Source organism: Clostridia bacterium (assembly GCA_035628995.1).
Lineage (GTDB): Bacteria > Bacillota > Clostridia > Lutisporales > Lutisporaceae > BRH-c25.
The window spans coordinates 143579-162255 of sequence record DASPIR010000026.1 but is presented as its reverse complement, the minus strand read 5'-3'; the positions used below and the strand labels follow the sequence as shown (position 1 = coordinate 162255).

Sequence of the window (18677 nt, the reverse complement as noted above, 5' to 3'; positions counted from 1 at the left end):
GCCTGACACTTATTTATTCAAATTTCTCAGTGCTTGAAATGCATTCGTATTTGTATTGATACCCGAATATTTCAAGAGCAAAACCTGCCGGTATGAATATCTTATTATTAATAGTCACAGGTACCTCGCCTATACTCATATTTCGTCTATTCATAACGGCATTGGGAGAGCCATTGTTAAACACGATGTTAATATTCCCTTTTGTTATTGTTGCCTGCTTTCTGGCCTTGTCATATATGCAGCTTGCTCCAACGGCCTTGGCAAAGGACTCTGCTGACACGAATATTTTGTTGTTGATAACTGCAGGGGCATCAATCAGCTTAATTGCCTTGCCATTAGCTTTAATAATTACAGGCTGTGTTTTTATAGTATAAACCTTTGAAATCAGTCCATCTTCTGCGATAATACTAATCTTTGTGTCTTTGGAGATATAACCATTACTTTCAGAAATCGAGGCAGCCCCTTGTAGTATTTTTACTGTAGAATTCACAGGAACGCGAGTATTTTTCATAAAGTTCTTTACATGAGTATTTTCAGCTACTCCGCTGATAGTCATGTCTTTTTCATTCACAGTATACACCGTTGATTTTAATGCCGCATCAGAATTCTTTTCAACATGCAGCCTGTATTCAGCAGTAGAATCTTCCTCTGCGACAATACGCAGTATCATACCTTCAAGCAATTTATCATCAAAGATTATTGGCCATATATCCCTCAAATCGAGTTCATACCTTGCACCCTCAGGAAGCCTGATACCGGACATCAGTTCGTTGATAGATGTACCAGCAGGGATTCCCCATATATCCTTTTTTTCATAATCAATCAAGTACTTTTCTGAACTTGGCCTGGTATCGCTGTTCCTATCTCTACCTATCATTATCGTTCCGTCACTGCCTACAACGATATAACGTTTTCCATCCCAGAGAATACTGCTCAAATGATTCCCGGTAGGCCGCTCTCCCTTAAACCAGTTCCTCCCGTCAAAGGAAACCATGACCAGTCCCATTTCTCCGACCGCCACATACTTATTCCCGTTCCATGCTATGGAGGTTACTATATTAACGCCTCCCGCTATAATCGATTCCCATTTCAGACCATCACTTGAAATCAGCATTTTCCCGTAGTTTCCGCCGGTTATGAATTGCTTGCCGTTCCATACAACAGTATTCGGATAATAGTTCTCTTCAGTGTGCCTTTGAGTCCATACCCGTCCGTCTGTTGACGTAAGCATAGTTCCATTGCTGCCCCCAATCACAAACATGCCGTTTCCCCAAGTTATACTCCTGTACTCTGTCCCCGGCTCTTTATGAACAGTACTCCATTTTATCCCATCCGTTGATATTAGTATCATTCCATCATCCCCGACAGTCACATAAACCTTACCGTTATATGAAATACCTCTTAAATCCCATTTTGCATCGGTTCCCTGTCTGGTCCAACTGCCGCCGTCCTCCGAGGTGTATACGCCTCCACTCTGTCCAACAGCGATATACTTCTTTCCATCCCATAATATATCGAAAAAAACATGCACACTTCCAGTGTTTACATCAATCCACATATTTCCGTCAGGAGATTTCAAGAATCCATCCCCTATGAACGGGAATGCAATATACTGCCTGCCATTCCACACCACAGCAGTATAATCCTTTTCCTGCTGAACACTATTCATTGTCCATGCTGTGCCGTCCTTTGAAATACCGAGTGTTCCGTCTTCTCCAACTGTAATATAATCAATACCGTTGTACACTATATCATATAACCCCTGCGGTTTCGTATCCGGGTTTATCTCTGTCCACTTCAGGCCGCCAGCTGATTCAAATATGTTGCTCTCTCCAACAGAGAGGAACCTTTTCCCATCCCAGACAATCGACCTGAAAATGTGGCTTGACCCTGTATTAATACTTGTCCATTTCTTTCCATCAGCAGAAATTGCAATTGACTCCTTCTTATTTGCACCAACAGCTACAAACACTTGCCCATTCCATGCAACATCATAGAGTTCTCTCGTTACATTAGAAAGCTCTTCATTCCATTTTGCTCCATCGGCAGATGAAAAAACTGCTCCGAAGCTGCCCACAGCAATATAAGCTTTGCTATTCCAGGCTATCCCATTTATACGACTATCTGTTTTCAAAGAGTATTCTTTCCAAATACCAGCATCTTTTGAAACCATGACAGTGCCATTGTCGCCCCCGACAATGAATTCTTCGTTTCCCCAAGTTACACATCTCAATCTTATATATTTTTTCGAGTACCTTTTCTCCCACTTTAGCCCATCCTTGGAGGTAACAATCGTACCGTTGTCCCCAACAGCAACAAACCTTTCTCCACCCCATGCCACGCTGTAAAGATTGCTATCCGTTCCGGATACAAGGGTCGTCCAATCCGAACCATCCTTGGAGAACTTTATCAGCCCTGCTTCCCCAACTGCAATATAAGTACCATTGCCATAGGTAATGGAATATAGCGTATCGGCAGCAAGATTAAGTTTCCTGTCCCATACAATATCGTCCTTGTATCCGATCTTGCCATCAGTACTGTTATCAATGGCATATACGTTTAACATATTCAGAGATAATATCAGTAGTATTAAAAACACTATTTTTCTATGCATAAAAAACCCTCCTAAGAGTTTGGTACAGTGGTATTTGTCGAAAAAATACACCTTCTGTATAAATTCTACCAGAAGGTGTCCGTAATGTAAATATTTACCTGATATAAACAAGTCCCATAGAACGAATTTTTGAGCCTTGTATTTTCGAATCGTTAGTTTTATTTTTTTGATATGGAGTTCTTCGGAGCTTTCCCTGGCACTTATCTCATAAGCTTGATGGTTATTACATTGAAGTTCATTTATTGATAATAAGGTTAAAGAAACTAAGAGAAAACACTCAACTAGAGAATTAATAAAATAACCTATTAGGGAAAGTCATGAAGCTGAAATATTAAAAAGTAGCGTTAAAAAAGCTGGGATGCAGCGCATCCCAGCTTATATGTATAATATATATATTATGTACTTTACGTACTATGTACCCGCGGTATATTCGATCAGCCCGAAGCTTATCTGCAGTGCAACATCTACCTGCTTCATAAGCTCATCAGATAAGTGACCGATTTTTTCCTTCAGCCTTTTCTTATCTATTGTCCTTATTTGTTCCAATAATATGACAGAGTCCTTCTTTATGCCGTAGCTCTCAGCAGCCAGCTCAACATGCGTAGGCAGCTTCGCCTTATTTATCTGCGAGGTTATTGCAGCAACAATAACAGTGGGACTATATTTGTTTCCTATATCATTTTGTATGACCAGCACGGGTCTTACGCCGCCTTGCTCCGATCCTATAACCGGACTTAAATCGCCATAGAAAATGTCCCCTCTTTTTACAACCACATTATTCACACTCCGCAAGCCTTGTTTCATATCCCATTATTGTCTCGTTATCTGCTGTAAGACCTATTTCTGCTAGTGTAATGTTTATCTCAGACATCTCCAGATATCCACTTTTCATTTTTTCTATTATTGTAGTCCTTTTTATCTCAGTTATATAAAAACGCATAGCGTTTCTGATGAATTCACTTCTATTTATGCACTCATGACATACCATGTCATCTATTTCTTTTAAAAGTGTATCCGGAATGCAAACAGCAATCTTCTTCAAGTCAGCCACACTAGCACCTCCTAAGTTCTTTCAAGACCTTATAATAATTGCGGAAAAAACTTACAAGGACTAATTCAGATTTCCGCAATGTATATTAAGGTAACAGACGTGTGAAAAAGTTCTCTTTTTCACATTCTGTATAATCAATAATATGTATGAGCAGAGTATGTCAAATTATGTGTCGGAAATGCACATTTGTACCATATATGATTATACTAACCGCATATACAATATTATATACCAATTCTTATATTGTGCCTACGTGTAATATATGGCAACAGCTTATCCAACTATGCGTGCATCTAACCTATGATATAGTTCTGCACATCAACTATTTTTCCGTCCTTGATGTAAATCCTTGGAACTCTCTTGTTTATCATGCACACTATTTCATAGTTTATAGTGCCAAGCTTTTCAGCCAATTCATCTATATGGATGAAGTTTCCATCTTGTTTTCCAAAAAGCACTACTTCATCGCCTACTTTTACATCATCCATGCCAGTAACATCAATCATGCATTGATCCATGCATATTCTTCCGACTACAGGCACTTTTCTGCCTTTTACCAAAGCTTCTGCTTTTCCTGAAAGCATTCTTGTATAGCCATCCGCGTAACCGATTGGCAGTGATGCAATTCTGCTCTTTTTTCCGGCGATGAACTTTCTTCCATAGCTTACGCTCTGTCCCGCTTCTATTTCCTTAACATGACTAATTCTGACCTTCAAGGACATGACCTGCCTAAGCTCCAGCTTATCAAGCATGACCTCATCTGAAGGTTTCAAACCGTAGAGCACAATACCTGCCCTGACCATATTCAAATGCATGTCCGGCAAATCTATTATTGTGGCACTGTTTCCGCAGTGTCTGACATTTATTTTAACATTCTCCTTCTCAAGCTGGTCACATATCCAGTTGAATTTTTTATACTGCTCCTCTGTATATGCTTTGTCTACAGCATCAGCTACTGCAAAATGCGTAAATATCCCTTCTACAACAACATTAGGCAATTGACTGATTTTCTTTATAAGCTGCACCGAATCCTTGTCAGGCTGCAAGCCTATTCTTCCCATTCCTGTATCAACTTTAATATGAATCTTTGCTGTCTTGCCCTGTTTCCCAGCCTCCTTGGACAGTGCTTCTGCAAGCTCCCAGGAATAAACAGCCTGCTCCAAGTCGTTGTATATTACTTCCTCTGCCCTTTCCCCATTAGTATAGCCTAATATAAGTATAGGCACTTTAAAGCCTGCCCTGCGAAGCTCTATGCCCTCATCAAGCACAGCAATTGCAAACCTGTCTGCACCATTGTCCAAAAGGGTTTGTGCTATTTTTTTTGCTCCATGTCCATAACCGTCAGCCTTAATTACCGCGGTTACAAGTGCACCCTTCTGTGCAAGTCGTCTTACTTCCCTCATGTTGTGGGCAAGAGCATCCAGGTCCACCTCCGCCCATGCAGCCCTGATTTTCTTCAGATCGTACATTTTCTTTCATCTCCTGTAATTTCATTGAATTTTTTTGTGTAATCTCGAAATTCCCGTCTTTTAAACCGGGATTGTAGACAAAGTTATTATAATATATTTCAACGCTTGTTTTGCCATCATTACCGTATATTTCTGCCTTTACAGGTACATCATTCTCCGCATCAAGCCAAAGCTTTTCAAGTCTCATATAACTGTTTGGCTCCGGTACCTCAAATTCCAAAACAATAAATTCCTTTTCCCCTGTTTTTTCGCTGCTTATTTTTATATTATCAGTTTTCTTAATATGGTTCATAAATGAGCCTATGAAGGCATTGTACTCCACTGAGCCTGAAAAGTTCTCGGTTACAAGATATTGATTTATTCCAGGGTGGTATATGTAAGAGCTGCTTCCATTATATATGGACACCTGCCCTTCAAGCTCCTTTGGTGCCAGAACTTCCACCCTGTACTTGTCAGGACTCTTATAATAATGCTTCAGCTTGTATTCCATTATACTTTTGTTGTTTGCAACCCTCATCGTCACATCACAGGTGTAAGTCTCCAGCTTTAAAAGCCTCTTGCTCACTTCCTCAAAGTTCTTCTTGGGGTTTAAAACTGAGCAGCCAGTAAAAACCACACATACAATGATAAGAATACATATAACTCTACGATTCACAATGCACCCTCCTACAGGCGAACAATGTTCGCCCCTACATCTAATTATATGTTTTTATTGTATGTGTAATTTTTTCTATTATGTTACTCATATGTTTCGCGAAAAACATTTCAAAATGTACATTCAAATTTCGCGTAAACGTTTCATTGATTGTTATTGAATTCGCACTCTACCCAATATAATTTCTTTTGTGCGTTCAATATAACTTGGCTTCAAATTCTTAATGGATATTTCGCCTTTCTTCATTAGATTGGAAAAGCATGTCTTCAATGACTATGCCCTCCCTTTCTATCGAGACTTCCGCCACTGCTGTGGCTGTAGCAAAGTCCTTGGAGTGGGAGATGGTGACGTGAATTATACCAATTCCGTTATCCTCTATAAACTGTTTTACATTGCCCCCAAACCTGACCATGGGCTTTCCTACGGTACCTCTGAGTATTTCGATATCCTTCCATCTAAAACCTCTGAGTCCTGTTCCTAAGGATTTAAGTACTGCTTCCTTTGCAGAAAAACCTCCTGCGATATGCTGTGCTTTCATGTCCTTTTTCTTATAATATTCAAGCTCCTGCTCGGTAAATAATTTTTCTATAAACTTAGGGCTTCTTAGCATTGCCTTCTCAACCCTTTTTATCTCAATAATATCAGTTCCTATACCGAATATCATGCAATCACCTCCGAATCCAAATGTGCAATTCAATTAGTCTTAATTCTACTATTCTACACAAAATCCCTATATCCTTTCATTTTTTCTCTGAAGTATTCCCAAAAATAAAGGCTGATTCCCTTTAAGCAGAATCACCCCTCTTAATTCTATTATAGAAAGTTCTCATCAAGACTTTCCATTTCATCTGCCCCAATCATTCCATGAACAAAAGAATACAGCTTGTTCACCCGCTCCTCCATGTCAACCTTCTTCTGTATGAGTGTTGCAAGCTTCTGCCTGATTTCATTCACCTGCTCCTGGCAATTCTCCGACTCGGACTTATGCTCCTTTATCAGCTCATAGGATCTTTTTATGGTTTCCTTTAACAGCAGTGTGTTCTGTGTGTTTATAAGGCCCGGAAGTATTTCCATTTCTTCTATCAGCTTGGGCATTTTCTGATTGATTTCAATGAGCTCCTTTTCAGTCTCTTCCATTTTGGGTAAGGCTGCTTCATTGTTATTATCATTAATATCCTTTGAAAGGTATAGTATTTTATTCATCAATAGCTTTTTTCTTTTTTCCAAGCTTCCGAGCTCCGAGTCACATTCCTTTTCCTTGGCAATAAGCTCCTCTAATTTTGATATTGTTTTCTGCATACCCCTTGATTTATAACTGGAAAAAAGCTGTATCCACTCTGGTACATAAATCAGTATCGGAATTTTATTCCTCTTTACTATATTGTCTTTGAAATCAATGTTATTCATTTGACGCCATCTCCATTCAGTACAGCTTTACACATCAATAATAATATCTGACAATCTTCTACATTAATTTTACTACAAAACCAAATATAATTAAACCTTTTTCGCGTAATAGGGAGTACCGTTTACCCGGCACTCCCTATTAATTACATATTATGCTTCATGTCATCTTCTACCGCTCTGTAGGACTTATAGCCTCCGCTGAGGTTCTTTACCTTCTCAAAGCCATTTTGCATCAGCATTCTGACTCCTATATAAGAACGCAACCCCACCTGGCAGTTGACTATTATCTCTTTATCCCTGGGTATCTCACTAAGCCTGCTTCTTATCTGACCTAATGGAATGTTCACGGCATTCGGTATATGCCCCTGCTCATATTCAGAAGGTTCTCTGGCATCTAACAGGAAGGTATTGCTCATATCTGCATTCATTGCTTCATCCCAATAAGCTGCCTTGACATCTCCGTTCAAAATGTTGCTTCCCACATATCCGGCCATATTTACCGGGTCCTTTGCTGAAGAGAAGGGCGGTGCATAAGCTAGCTCAAATTCCTGCAGATCATGCACTGTCATCCTATGCCTTACTGCTATCGCGATATAGTCTATCCTCTTATCCACACCGTCAAAGCCGACTATTTGGGCACCCAGCACCCTGCCTTCAGGAGTATAGATGGTCTTTATAGCCATTGTGCTTCCTCCAGGATAATAGCCTGCATGGGAAGCCGAGTGAGTGGTTGTCGTAATATAATCTTTTTCGATCTCCTTGCCAAGCTTCTTTAGTGTCTTTTCATTAATTCCCGTTGACGCTGCAGCTATATCAAATACTTTCGCGATTGCCGTCCCTTGTGTCCCTTTGTAAGCTTCCTTACGTCCTGCAATATTATTGGCTGCAATTCTTCCTTGCTTGTTTGCAGGTCCTGCAAGAGGTATCAACACAGGATTACCGCTTACGTAGTCTGTTACTTCTATAGCATCCCCCAAAGCATATATGTCAGGATCTGAGGTCTGTAGATACTCATTTACCCTTATGCCACCGGTAATGCCCATTTCAAGTCCTGCCGCTTTAGCCAGCATATTGTTGGGTTTTACGCCTATGGAGAGTATTATCATATCTGCAGATATTCTCTTGCCGCTTTGAAGTACTACTGCAGTCTTATCGGCCTCTGGCTCAAAGGCTTTGACACCATCCTTAAGATGCAGTCCGCAGCCCTTACTTCTTATATGATTGTGAACTATTGCAGCCATTTCATAATCCAATGGCGCCATGACCTGGTCAAGAGCCTCAACTATATCAATCCTTAGTCCTGCCGCATAAAGGTTCTCAGCCATTTCAAGGCCTATGAAGCCTCCCCCTACAACAACTGCGCTCTGAGGTTTTTTCTCATCAAGGAATCCCTTTATTGAGTCGGTGTCAGGAATATCTCTCAAGGTATATATGTTAGGACTGTCTATACCTGGGATAGGTGGCTTGACCGGAGCAGCACCCGGTGAAAGTACAAGCACATCGTAGCTTTCCTCGTAAGTACTTCCATCCCTTAGGGTCTTTACCTCCACAATCTTTCTCTGCCTGTCAACCTTTATTACCTCGGAAAGCTCCCTCACATCTATGTTGAAGCGTGCTTTCATAGCCTGCGCAGTCTGCACCAGGAGATTCTTTCTCTCCCTTATAGCTCCTCCAATATAATAAGGCAGCCCGCAGTTTGCGAAGGAAATATACTGGCCTTTTTCAAAAATTATTATTTCAGCCTTCTCATCCACTCTTCTGAGTCTTGCCGCTGCAGATGCTCCGCCTGCAACTCCGCCTACTATCAGTACCTTTTTCCCCATATTCTTGACACCTCCACATATATTTGAATTTTAACTTTTCGTCTTCATCAGTACCACCGGGGGGTATATCTTTATTATATTTTTATTTTCTGCCACTGTCAATACATGTGTAATCTATTCTCATTGCAGCCCTTATTTCCGCCATTGTCTCGACCGCAACACTTCTAGCTCTTTCTGTTCCAATTCTTATTATTTCATTTACCATTTCGGGTTTTTCTTCAAAATATTTACGCCTCTCTCTTATAGGTTCCAGCATTTTCTCCAACGCAGAAGTCAGGCTTTTCTTGCAAGCCACACACCCGATAGAGCCAGCCCTGCACATCTCCTGTATGTTTGATGCCTCCTCCGAGTTGAAGGAATTATGATAAGCAAACACTGTACACACCTGGGGATTCCCTTTGTCTGTGATTTTTATGCGATTAGGATCGGTGACAGCGGAAAATATCTTCTCCTTCACAACCTTTGCTTCATCATTAAGATATATTCCATTCCCCAGACTCTTTCCCATTTTCGAATTTCCGTCTATACCTACAAGTCTGGGCACATTGCTCAGAAGAGCTTGTGGCTCAACAAGTACAGGACTGTACAGGTCATTAAACCTTCTTACGATCTTCCTTGTCAATTCAAGGTGTGGCAGCTGGTCCTCACCTACAGGCACCAAGTCGGCTTTGCAGAAGGTTATATCCGCTGCCTGGCTTACCGGGTAACCCAGAAATCCATATGTGACATCCCTGTATCCATACTGCTGCATCTCCGTCTTTACTGTCGGGTTATGTCTCAACGTATTGACCGTAACCAGCATTCCGTAATAAACAGTGAGTTCAGCGATTTCCGGAATATATGATTGTATAAAAATAGTTGCCTTTTCAGGATCTATGCCGACAGATAAGTTATCCAAGGCAACATTCATCACATCTTGGGACAGCTTCTCAGGTCTATCAAAATTGGTAGTCAGCGCTTGTACATCTGCGACAATAATGAAGGTATCGTATTCATCCTGGAGCCGCACCCTATTCTGAAGGCTTCCGATATAATGTCCCAGGTGCAGATTGCCTGTGGGGCGGTCTCCTGTAAGTATTCTTTTCTTCTTTTCCATATTCATTATGCACTCCTTCTTTATATGAAATGTGTCCTAACAGCCACCATCCATCTTCCATACAAACCAACTCCTTTCAAAAACAAAAACTCCTATCCCTCTAAAGGGACAGGAGTTTACCTGCGGTGCCACCCAAATTGCTTGCTGCAAAGCAAGCCACTTACATACGGATACCAACATATCCGTTTTCCTATAACGGCGGAAAATCCCGTCAGCTCCTACTCGTATTCGGGCTGCTCTCCCGGGCCCATTCCACAAAGCTTGCCTGCCTGCTCCCACCAACCGCAGGCTCTCTGAAGGCTAAAGCTCCATGTACTATCCCCAGTCATCGATTTGCTGTTTCCCATATTATATGCAATTTCTGATAACAAATCAATTATTATTTTTCGCCTTTTATTTGAAGCTTTCTATTCTGATAATATTCTCCACACCGTTCACCTTATCTAAAGCCTTAATACCTGCTATTGCCTTTGAGACATTACCTTCCATGGCTTCATGAGTAATGAATATAAGATATACGTTATCATCATTTTCAACATCCTGTGTGACAGATAAAATGCTTACCTCGTGCTTACCGAATATAGCAGCTATCTCTCCCAGAACCCCGGGGCGGTCCTTTACATTCAGTCTGATGTAGTACTCGGACATATTCTCACAGGCGGGCTGAACCGGCTTTGAAGCAAAGCTGCTTTTTGCCATAGTTAGGGCAGAGAGATCAGTATTGTTTCTCAGTATGGAGATTATATCCCCTACTACAGCACTTCCTGTAGGCAAGTCCCCTGCACCCCTTCCATATAGCATCAGATCTCCTACTGCATTGCCTTTTATTAATATTGCATTATAGGAATCATTTACGTTTGCCAGGGGGTGATTCTGCGGAACCATGGCAGGATGTACCCTTAGCTCAAGTTCTCCTTGAGTATCCTTTCCTATTGCCAGCAGCTTAATAACATATCCAAATTTTGCTGCATATTTAATATCAACAGGGGTTATTCCAGTAATGCCTTCCCTACATATTGACTTTATATCAAGCTTTGTAGCAAAAGCTAATGACCCCAAAATAGCAAGCTTATAAACAGCATCATAGGCCTCAATATCCGATGTGGGGTCAGCTTCGGCATAGCCTTTTGCCTGGGCTTCCTCCAGAGCTTCACTGAAGCTCAAGCCTTCCCGTGTCATTTTTGTAAGTATATAATTAGTAGTTCCATTAATTATGCCGACTACTTTTTCTATTTTATTCGCTGCAAGGCTTTCGTTTATTTCTCGGATAATGGGAATACCCCCAGCTACACTGGCTTCGTAATAGAACAGTACTTTCTCTGCCTTCGCTGTTGCAAACAATTCCTCGCCCTGTGTTGCTAAAACCAGCTTGTTTGCAGTCACCACATGCTTTTTACATTTCATAGCCCTCAGCATATATTCTTTAGCTGGCTCCCCTCCACCCATTAGCTCGATAACAATCTTTATTTCGTCATCCATAAAAATTTCTTCTGCATCCGTTGTTAAGAGTTCTTCTGGAACCGTTACCTTCCTTGGTTTGTTTTTATCCTGCACAAGTATTTTGCTGACTTCAATTTCGCAGCCGCAGTTCATCAAGATTTCTTTTCTATTATTTGATAGTATTTCCCATACGCCCTGTCCCACATTTCCAAGCCCCAGCAGGGCTACCTTTACCTTTTTCATATTAGAATCCCCCTAAAATATATTTATTTAGCTTACTTCGCAATTTCTAAATACTTCTCAATACAGTTCCTGTCAAATCAGGCTCCAATTCTATTAACTGCCATTTATTTTCCAATTGAGATAAAAAAGCTTTCATAGAACTGCAAAAATCCTTTTCCTTTCGGAGAATAGCCATGATTGTCGGTCCGGCGCCGCTCAGGTATGTGCAAAGGCTGCCCAGTCTGTGGCTTTCCTCTATTATTTCATTATAGTTATTAATCAGTTTACCCCTATACGTTTCATGAAGTCTGTCCTTGCATGCAAATTCAAGAAGCCCTAGGCTTCCATTTGTTAAAGCAGCTATCAGAAGTGAAGCCCTCCCCACATTAAAGACCCCATCCTTATAGGAAATTATATCGGGAAGGACTGCCCTGGATTCTGCCGTTGACAGTTCAAAAGCTGGTATAATAGCGCAAAACTTTATGCCTTCAGGCAGCTTTATACTCTCATGGTATATTCTGCTGCCATCCTTTATGGCTGCAGTCATTCCGCCGAACATGGCCGGTGCAAGATTGTCGGGGTGCCCTTCTATTTCCGTGGCAATTTCAAGAATTTCATTTTTGTCAAGCTTTCCATGGGAAAGTTCATTTGCTGCCAGTACCCCCCCTAATATGCATGCTGCGCTGCTTCCAAGCCCTCTTGATATCGGTATTTCGTTTTGAAGCCTAATCCTCAGCCCTCTTTGCTTATAACTGCAGCCAAGCTTCTCGAAGCATTTTAACATAGACCTATATACGAGATTTTCCTTGTTCCTGTAGGCTTCTTCACAGCCCAATATTTCCAGGCCGGCATCAGCTTCTTCTATATAAAAGTAGTTATACATATTTAATGCTATACCGAGACAGTCAAAGCCCGGCCCTATGTTTGCACTTGTAGCTGGAACTCTGATTTCCAACATATATATCACCTACACCTTTAAAAAATTTTGTATGGCAAGCTTCATCTCATGCTTTCTGCAAAGGGTGCCATGTATTATTCTTTTAGTTTCCAGTTCTTTAATTGCTTTTGGTATAGTTATTTGCGCCGATGCAGAAAGCCGCTTTATCACACTGAAATCATCAAGCTTGTCAGTATTGATGCCCAATGCTTTGCCCACAGTCCTGCCGAACTTAAAGGGACTTGCAGTGGATACTATAATAGCCTGTGACTTATCGTTTGTCTGCCTTTTATACCCTTCATACACTGCATAGGCAACAGCAGTATGAGTATCCATAACATAGCCCGAAGTCTCGAAAACTCTTCTTATGCTGTCTGAGGTTTCTAATTCTGATGCATAACCTCCATAAAACTCCGCCAGCCCCTTCTTCATATCTTCTGTAATCTCATATTTTCTTTCCGAAACCAACTTAGACATAAGCATATTGATCATACTACTGTCCCTTCCACTTATCTCGTACAATAACCTTTCCAGATTACTGGATATAAGTATGTCCATAGATGGAGAGCTGGTTAGCTTAAGCTCCCGCCTGCTATCATAAATACCGCTTTGCAGAAAGTGGTAGAGTACATTGTTTTCATTAGAAGCACATATAAGCTTATTTAACGGCAGACCCATTTTCCTGGCATAATAGGCCGCAAGGATATTCCCAAAGTTACCTGTAGGAACAACTGTATTAACTGCTTCACCCGCCTTGATTTTTCTTTCCCTGACAAGGGTCAGATAAGCATAGAAATAATATACTATCTGAGGAATCAACCTACCCATATTAATGGAGTTTGCTGAGGAAAGCATATAATTACTGCTGCCGAGTCTTTCTTTAAACATACGGTCGTTTAATATTTCCTTTACCCCGCTTTGCGCATCGTCAAAATTCCCGTCAATGCCTGCAACGAAAGTATTACTACCCTCTTGGGTCAGCATCTGTAGTTTTTGAATATCACTTACACCATCTTCCGGGAAAAATACTATTACCTTTGTACCCTCCACATTTGCAAAGCCCTCAAGTGCAGCCTTGCCTGTATCCCCTGAGGTAGCTGTAAGAATTACTACCTCCTTTCCCGGGTTATGCTTTTCCAATGCTGCCTTCATCAAATGCGGAAGGATGGTAAGTGCCAGATCCTTGAAAGCAAGTGTAGGTCCATGGTGCAGCTCCAGAAAATGCACCCCGGCTTTTTCTACCAATGGTGCCACATGCGGAGTGTCAAACTTGCATCCATATGCTCTGTCAGCACATACTTGAAGCTCTTCAGGTTCAAAATCCGTAAGGTATTTCCCCATAATCAGGCAAGCCAGCTGCTTATAGCTCATTTCTGCCAAAACATGTAGCGGATCATCTATACTCGGAAGCTGCTCCGGTACATACAGCCCCCCGTCAACAGCTATCCCCTTCAATATCGCTTCACTTGCTGAAACTGTCTCTTCACTCCCTCTGGTGCTTCTGTAAATCATAATAATACCTCCTTTTTAAATGCAAAAAACTCCCGTCCCTAAAAGGGACGAGAGCATATTTCTCCCGCGGTTCCACCCAAGCTGGCTTATAAAACCCACTCAAAGCCTTAACGCGGCGAACGTTGATTCCTACTAGCCTGCTCTATATAAGATCAGCTTTCAGAAGCAAACTCCCAGGTGGTTTTCAATCCTTCATGCCAAGGGAAGCTTTCAGCCGGTGACTTCCCATCTCTGTTGACCGAATCGGATTTACTCGTCCTGATCATCATTTTATACTAAATATTCTTTTAAATACAAAAAGCTCCCGTCCCTAAAAGGGACGAGAGCATATTTCTCCCGCGGTTCCACCCAAACTGGCATATAAAACCCACTCAAAGCCTTAACGCGGCGAACGTCGATTCCTACTAGCCTGCTCTATATAAGATCAGCTTTCAGAAGCAAACTCCCAGGTGGTTTTCAATCCTTCATGCCAAGGGAAGCTTTCAGCCGGTGACCCCCCATCTCTACTGACCGAATCGGATTTACTCGTCCTGATCATCGTTTATATCTTTTAATTTGTTACCCATTACTTAAAATCTGTTTATATGTTTTATTCATAGTACTGCATATACTTTTTAATGTCAAGCTTTTTTACAACAAAACAATATTTTTCCAACTCTTCATAAAACCTTCACATTCGTGATATAATATTATGAGTGTATACCGGTGGGGGGTACATATTAACCTAACAGAATTTAATTAAGGCAGGTGAGATACTTGAATAACACGTCGTTGTTGCTGGCATTTTCAGCAGGTCTGCTTTCTTTTCTTTCCCCCTGTGTGCTGCCTCTGGTACCTGCATATATAACCTATTTGACAGGCTCTACCGTGGCTGAGCTAAGTTCAGGCAAGGCTAGGCTGCATACACTATATAAGTCCTTGGGGTTTGTTCTGGGTTTTTCCCTGGTGTTCATAGCAATGGGTGCCTCAATAACCTCTATAGGGAAGCTTTTAAAAGGCAACATGGATGTATTCAGAAAAATCGGCGGTGCTCTCATAGTACTATTTGGCATACACATTACCGGGATTTTCAAGATAAAGACCTTATACTACGAAAAGAGACTCGTTCCCTTCGAAAAGCTGAGTAAAAACATAAGCTCTGTATTCGTAGGCGTAGCATTTGCGGCAGGCTGGACTCCCTGCGTAGGCCCAATCCTGGCATCAATACTCATATATGCAGGCAGCATGGAGACAATAAGCATGGGAATAATACTGTTAACCGCATATTCTTTAGGTCTGGCGATACCGTTTGTACTTACTGCCTATGCAATTGGGAGCTTCAGCGGATACTTCAAAAAAATATCCAGGCACCTGAATACCATTTCCATAGCTAGTGGAATTCTGCTTATTATTATGGGCATTATCATATTTACCAATAAGGTTTCAGTATTAAGCCGATATTTTAGTTTCATTAACTTATAGATTAAAATTTCGAATAGATAGGAGCGCAAGCTATGAAAAAAAGCATTATCATATGGACAGCAGCTATCATCCTTGTGATTGTAGCTGTTTATACCACCAATAACTACAATGCCAAATCCAGCATTGGAAAAGCCCCTCCCCAGCAGGCAGTTCCGGCTCCAAGCCCCACCCCTGCTGACAGCAGCCAATCAGAAGGTCCGCAGTCCAAGGAAGAAATCAATCTGATGGCAGACTACGATTTTACACTGGAGGACTTAAATGGCAATAAGATAACACTGAGTCAACTCAAAGGCAAAAAGGTCTACCTTAATTTCTGGGCTACCTGGTGCCCTCCCTGCAAAGCAGAAATGCCTGATATTGAAAAGCTTTATCAGGAAACCAAGGACAGCGACCTTGTAATACTGGCAGTCAATATTGCGGAAGATAAAAAAACCGTACAGGACTTCATAGCAAAGAATAAATACAATTTCCCAATATTGTTGGATGTCAAGGGAGAGGTTTCTCAATTATATCAAGTATCAAATATACCCACAACATATTTCATAGACACTAATGGCTTCCTTGATGATAGTATAGTGGGGCCGCTGCCTCTTGAATCAATGAAGGAATATGTTAATAAACTTAAGTAAATCTGTTATAATAACTATTGAGTACATACAGAAAGGATGATTTGACATGAGCAGCAACCCCTTGGCAACTATAGAAATGGAAAATGGAGATGTAATGAAGATGGAGCTTTACCCGGATATCGCTCCCAATACCGTAAAGAACTTTATATCTCTTGCAAACAAAGGTTTTTATGATGGAGTAATATTCCACAGGGTTATTCCCGGTTTTATGATACAGGGAGGAGATCCTCAGGGTCAAGGTACGGGCGGTCCTGGCTACGGCATAAAAGGCGAGTTTAAGTCTAATGGTTTTGCAAATAATCTCAAGCATGAGAAGGGCGTAATATCAATGGCTAGGTCGTCATCACCCGATTCAGCGGGCTCGCAGTTTTTTATAATGGTAGCCAATTCACCACATCTGGATGGCCAGTATGCTGCTTTTGGCAAGGTCACAGAAGGTATCGAGACTGCTGATAAAATAGTAGCAGTGAAAAGGAACCACTCCGACAAACCCCTTGAGGATCAGAGGATGAAAAAGGTTACTGTTGATACTGATGGAGTAGATTATGGTGAACCTGAAAAGCTCGGCGAGAGATAATGAAAAAGGCTGCGTAAGCAGCTTTTTTCATTATCTCTTAGAGAAACACACCTTTCTGCCATATTATGTGATATAATACAAAAAACACGAATTACCGAGGTGATGATATGAGTAATATTGTTTTAATAGGCTTCATGGGCACCGGGAAGAGTACAATCGGACGAGTTCTGGCCCAACTTTTGGGCTATGAGTTTATTGACGTTGATACTGAAATCGAGAAAAAAGAAGGGCAGCAAATAAAGGAAATATTCAGCCAGCATGGAGAGAGCTACTTCAGAGAGTTGGAGAGCCAAGTCATATCAGATGTGTCAAATCGCTGCAAGTGTGTCATATCAACAGGCGGAGGCGTGGTGCTTTCTCCTCTGAATATGGAGGCGCTCAGAAGAAACGGCAAAATCATCTGCCTTAAAGCAAAGCCTGAAGTAATACTTGAGAGAGTCGGGAAGACCGGCAAACGTCCTCTATTGGATGTAGAGGATCCTTGCCAGGCAATCAATAGAATTTTGGATAATCGGAAGGGTTTATATAATGGGGATTTATCCATTGATACGTCTTATATGAGCCCTGAAGATGCTGCTGTAAGGATAAAAGCCTTCGTAAGCTCAGAAAAGCAAGGTTCAAGCTTCTCAATGGAATTTGACAATGCTTCATGTGAGGTTGTTTCCGGCAGCCACTTGATCGAAGACCTTCATAAATACATAGGTACTTTTTATCCCGCGGGAAAGGTATTGATAGTCTCAAACCCGACTATATATGAGCTTTGGGGCAGCAAGCTTCAGGCAGCCCTTGAAGCCTATTACACTTTGGACTGGTGCCTTATCCCTGACGGAGAAGAATACAAGAATATAGACAGCCTTGCAAAGATATATGACAAAGCTGTTGAGATGAAGCTTACCAGAGACAGTCTTATGATTGGGTTTGGAGGCGGAGTAATCGGAGATATGACGGGCTTTGCAGCTGCTACCTATATGAGGGGCATACCATACATCCAAATCCCTACCACCTTGCTCTCTCAGACAGACAGCAGCATAGGCGGCAAGACTGCTATAAACCACAGGGAAAGCAAAAACCTAATTGGCAGCTTTTATCAGCCCAGGATGGTTATCGCAGATACCTCCACCCTCGTCACCCTCTCCCCCAGAGAGCTTAGGAGCGGTCTGGCAGAGGTGATAAAATACGGAGTCATTGGTGACTATGAGTTTTTTGAATACCTTGAGAACAATATTGCTGATATTCTGAAGTTGGATTCGAAGTTCTTGTCTCATATAATCCAAAACTGCTGCAAAACAAAAGCTTCAGTCGTACAGTTGGACGAAAAGGATACTGGGATCAGAATGCTCTTGAACTATGGCCATACCATAGGTCATGCCATCGAAGCTGCAACGGAATATACTGAATTCCGTCATGGCGAGGCAGTCTCTCTGGGAATGGAAGGTGCTGCATATATTGCTGTCAGCATGGGCTTAATGAAGGAAGATCACCGGACCAGGCAGAGTGAGCTTCTTGCAAAAGCCGGACTTCCGACTTGCTTCCCCGGCATGGATATTGATAAAGTCCTCTATTTGATGAATAACGATAAAAAGGTAGAAAAAGGACGCATTAGATTTGTGCTCCCGAAAGCTTTAGGCTCGGCAGAAATATATGATAATATTCCCGCCGATTACGTAAGAAATGCGCTGAAGCATCTCAGCAGCAGTATATGAGGGTATTAATGAAGACAGGTACAGTAAAATGGTTTAGTGCAGAAAAAATGTAATACTCATAAAAATAGAAAACGGCTTAAG

The 18677-nt window shown here is 41.5% G+C and carries 16 protein-coding genes and 3 other annotated features; of the genes, 4 read left to right on the top strand and 12 right to left on the bottom strand.

The window, feature by feature from the left end:
* Positions 1-13: 13 nt before the first annotated feature.
* From VEB00_11930 to thrC, 12 genes are all read right to left on the bottom strand, one after another.
* Positions 14-2614, bottom strand: coding sequence for a stalk domain-containing protein (locus VEB00_11930; protein ID HYF83724.1), 2601 nt, complete (start codon positions 2612-2614; stop codon positions 14-16).
* A 411-nt stretch (positions 2615-3025) separates the two neighbouring features.
* Positions 3026-3388: a type II toxin-antitoxin system PemK/MazF family toxin gene (locus tag VEB00_11925; GenBank protein HYF83723.1), complete on the bottom strand. Its 363-nt coding sequence runs from the start codon at positions 3386-3388 to the stop codon at positions 3026-3028.
* Position 3389: 1 nt separating this feature from the next.
* Entirely contained in the window at positions 3390-3665 is a 276-nt protein-coding gene (locus VEB00_11920; GenBank protein ID HYF83722.1) for a CopG family transcriptional regulator, read from the bottom strand.
* Positions 3666-3958: 293 nt separating this feature from the next.
* A complete protein-coding gene (alr, locus tag VEB00_11915; protein HYF83721.1) occupies positions 3959-5068 on the bottom strand; it encodes an alanine racemase in 1110 nt (369 codons plus the stop codon).
* Positions 5013-5789, bottom strand: coding sequence for a germination lipoprotein GerS-related protein (locus VEB00_11910; protein HYF83720.1), 777 nt, complete (start codon positions 5787-5789; stop codon positions 5013-5015). The genes alr and VEB00_11910 overlap by 56 nt, the downstream gene beginning before the upstream one ends.
* A 220-nt stretch (positions 5790-6009) precedes the next feature.
* Positions 6010-6453 carry a holo-ACP synthase gene (acpS, locus tag VEB00_11905; GenBank protein ID HYF83719.1) on the bottom strand — a complete coding sequence of 148 codons (444 nt, stop codon included), beginning with the start codon at positions 6451-6453 and terminating at the stop codon, positions 6010-6012.
* A gap of 149 nt (positions 6454-6602) precedes the next feature.
* Positions 6603-7196, bottom strand: a complete 594-nt coding sequence (locus VEB00_11900) for a hypothetical protein (GenBank protein ID HYF83718.1) — start codon at positions 7194-7196, stop codon at positions 6603-6605.
* Between the two features lie 143 nt (positions 7197-7339).
* Complete coding sequence (locus VEB00_11895; protein HYF83717.1) at positions 7340-9019, bottom strand: FAD-dependent oxidoreductase; 1680 nt, start codon at positions 9017-9019, stop codon at positions 7340-7342.
* An 82-nt stretch (positions 9020-9101) separates the two neighbouring features.
* Positions 9102-10121 (bottom strand): tryptophan--tRNA ligase, encoded by a 1020-nt coding sequence (gene trpS, locus VEB00_11890; protein HYF83716.1) that lies wholly within the window; start codon positions 10119-10121, stop codon positions 9102-9104.
* A 95-nt stretch (positions 10122-10216) separates the two neighbouring features.
* Positions 10217-10453: a binding site (T-box leader), on the bottom strand.
* Positions 10454-10508: 55 nt separating this feature from the next.
* A complete protein-coding gene (locus tag VEB00_11885) occupies positions 10509-11798 on the bottom strand; it encodes a homoserine dehydrogenase (protein ID HYF83715.1) in 1290 nt (429 codons plus the stop codon).
* Positions 11799-11844: 46 nt separating this feature from the next.
* Positions 11845-12735, bottom strand: a complete 891-nt coding sequence (thrB, locus tag VEB00_11880; protein ID HYF83714.1) for a homoserine kinase — start codon at positions 12733-12735, stop codon at positions 11845-11847.
* Between the two features lie 9 nt (positions 12736-12744).
* Positions 12745-14226, bottom strand: a complete 1482-nt coding sequence (thrC, locus tag VEB00_11875; GenBank protein HYF83713.1) for a threonine synthase — start codon at positions 14224-14226, stop codon at positions 12745-12747.
* Between the two features lie 40 nt (positions 14227-14266).
* Positions 14267-14501, bottom strand: a binding site (T-box leader).
* A 37-nt stretch (positions 14502-14538) separates the two neighbouring features.
* Positions 14539-14773, bottom strand: a binding site (T-box leader).
* A gap of 209 nt (positions 14774-14982) precedes the next feature.
* Between thrC and VEB00_11870 the strand changes: the two genes are divergently transcribed.
* The 4 genes from VEB00_11870 to aroB all read left to right on the top strand — a co-directional run bounded on the left by VEB00_11870 (position 14983) and on the right by aroB (position 18596).
* Positions 14983-15687, top strand: a complete 705-nt coding sequence (locus VEB00_11870) for a cytochrome c biogenesis protein CcdA (GenBank protein ID HYF83712.1) — start codon at positions 14983-14985, stop codon at positions 15685-15687.
* A 32-nt stretch (positions 15688-15719) separates the two neighbouring features.
* Positions 15720-16316, top strand: a complete 597-nt coding sequence (locus tag VEB00_11865; GenBank protein ID HYF83711.1) for a TlpA disulfide reductase family protein — start codon at positions 15720-15722, stop codon at positions 16314-16316.
* A 46-nt stretch (positions 16317-16362) separates the two neighbouring features.
* A complete protein-coding gene (locus tag VEB00_11860) occupies positions 16363-16893 on the top strand; it encodes a peptidylprolyl isomerase (GenBank protein HYF83710.1) in 531 nt (176 codons plus the stop codon).
* 107 nt (positions 16894-17000) lie between these two features.
* A complete protein-coding gene (aroB, locus tag VEB00_11855) occupies positions 17001-18596 on the top strand; it encodes a 3-dehydroquinate synthase (protein ID HYF83709.1) in 1596 nt (531 codons plus the stop codon).
* The last annotated feature ends 81 nt before the right edge of the window (positions 18597-18677 follow it).

Excerpts from the sequence above, each read along its gene's own strand:
- VEB00_11930 (HYF83724.1), bottom strand. The coding sequence starts at position 2,614 with ATGCATAGAAAAATAGTGTTTTTAATACTACTGATATTATCTCTGAAT.
- alr (HYF83721.1), bottom strand. The coding sequence starts at position 5,068 with ATGAGGGAAGTAAGACGACTTGCACAGAAGGGTGCACTTGTAACCGCG.
- acpS (HYF83719.1), bottom strand. The coding sequence starts at position 6,453 with ATGATATTCGGTATAGGAACTGATATTATTGAGATAAAAAGGGTTGAG.
- VEB00_11900 (HYF83718.1), bottom strand. The coding sequence starts at position 7,196 with ATGAATAACATTGATTTCAAAGACAATATAGTAAAGAGGAATAAAATT.
- VEB00_11895 (HYF83717.1), bottom strand. The coding sequence starts at position 9,019 with ATGGGGAAAAAGGTACTGATAGTAGGCGGAGTTGCAGGCGGAGCATCT.
- trpS (HYF83716.1), bottom strand. The coding sequence starts at position 10,121 with ATGAATATGGAAAAGAAGAAAAGAATACTTACAGGAGACCGCCCCACA.
- VEB00_11885 (HYF83715.1), bottom strand. The coding sequence starts at position 11,798 with ATGAAAAAGGTAAAGGTAGCCCTGCTGGGGCTTGGAAATGTGGGACAG.
- thrB (HYF83714.1), bottom strand. The coding sequence starts at position 12,735 with ATGTTGGAAATCAGAGTTCCAGCTACAAGTGCAAACATAGGGCCGGGC.
- thrC (HYF83713.1), bottom strand. The coding sequence starts at position 14,226 with ATGATTTACAGAAGCACCAGAGGGAGTGAAGAGACAGTTTCAGCAAGT.
- VEB00_11865 (HYF83711.1), top strand. The coding sequence starts at position 15,720 with ATGAAAAAAAGCATTATCATATGGACAGCAGCTATCATCCTTGTGATT.
- VEB00_11860 (HYF83710.1), top strand. The coding sequence starts at position 16,363 with ATGAGCAGCAACCCCTTGGCAACTATAGAAATGGAAAATGGAGATGTA.
- aroB (HYF83709.1), top strand. The coding sequence starts at position 17,001 with ATGAGTAATATTGTTTTAATAGGCTTCATGGGCACCGGGAAGAGTACA.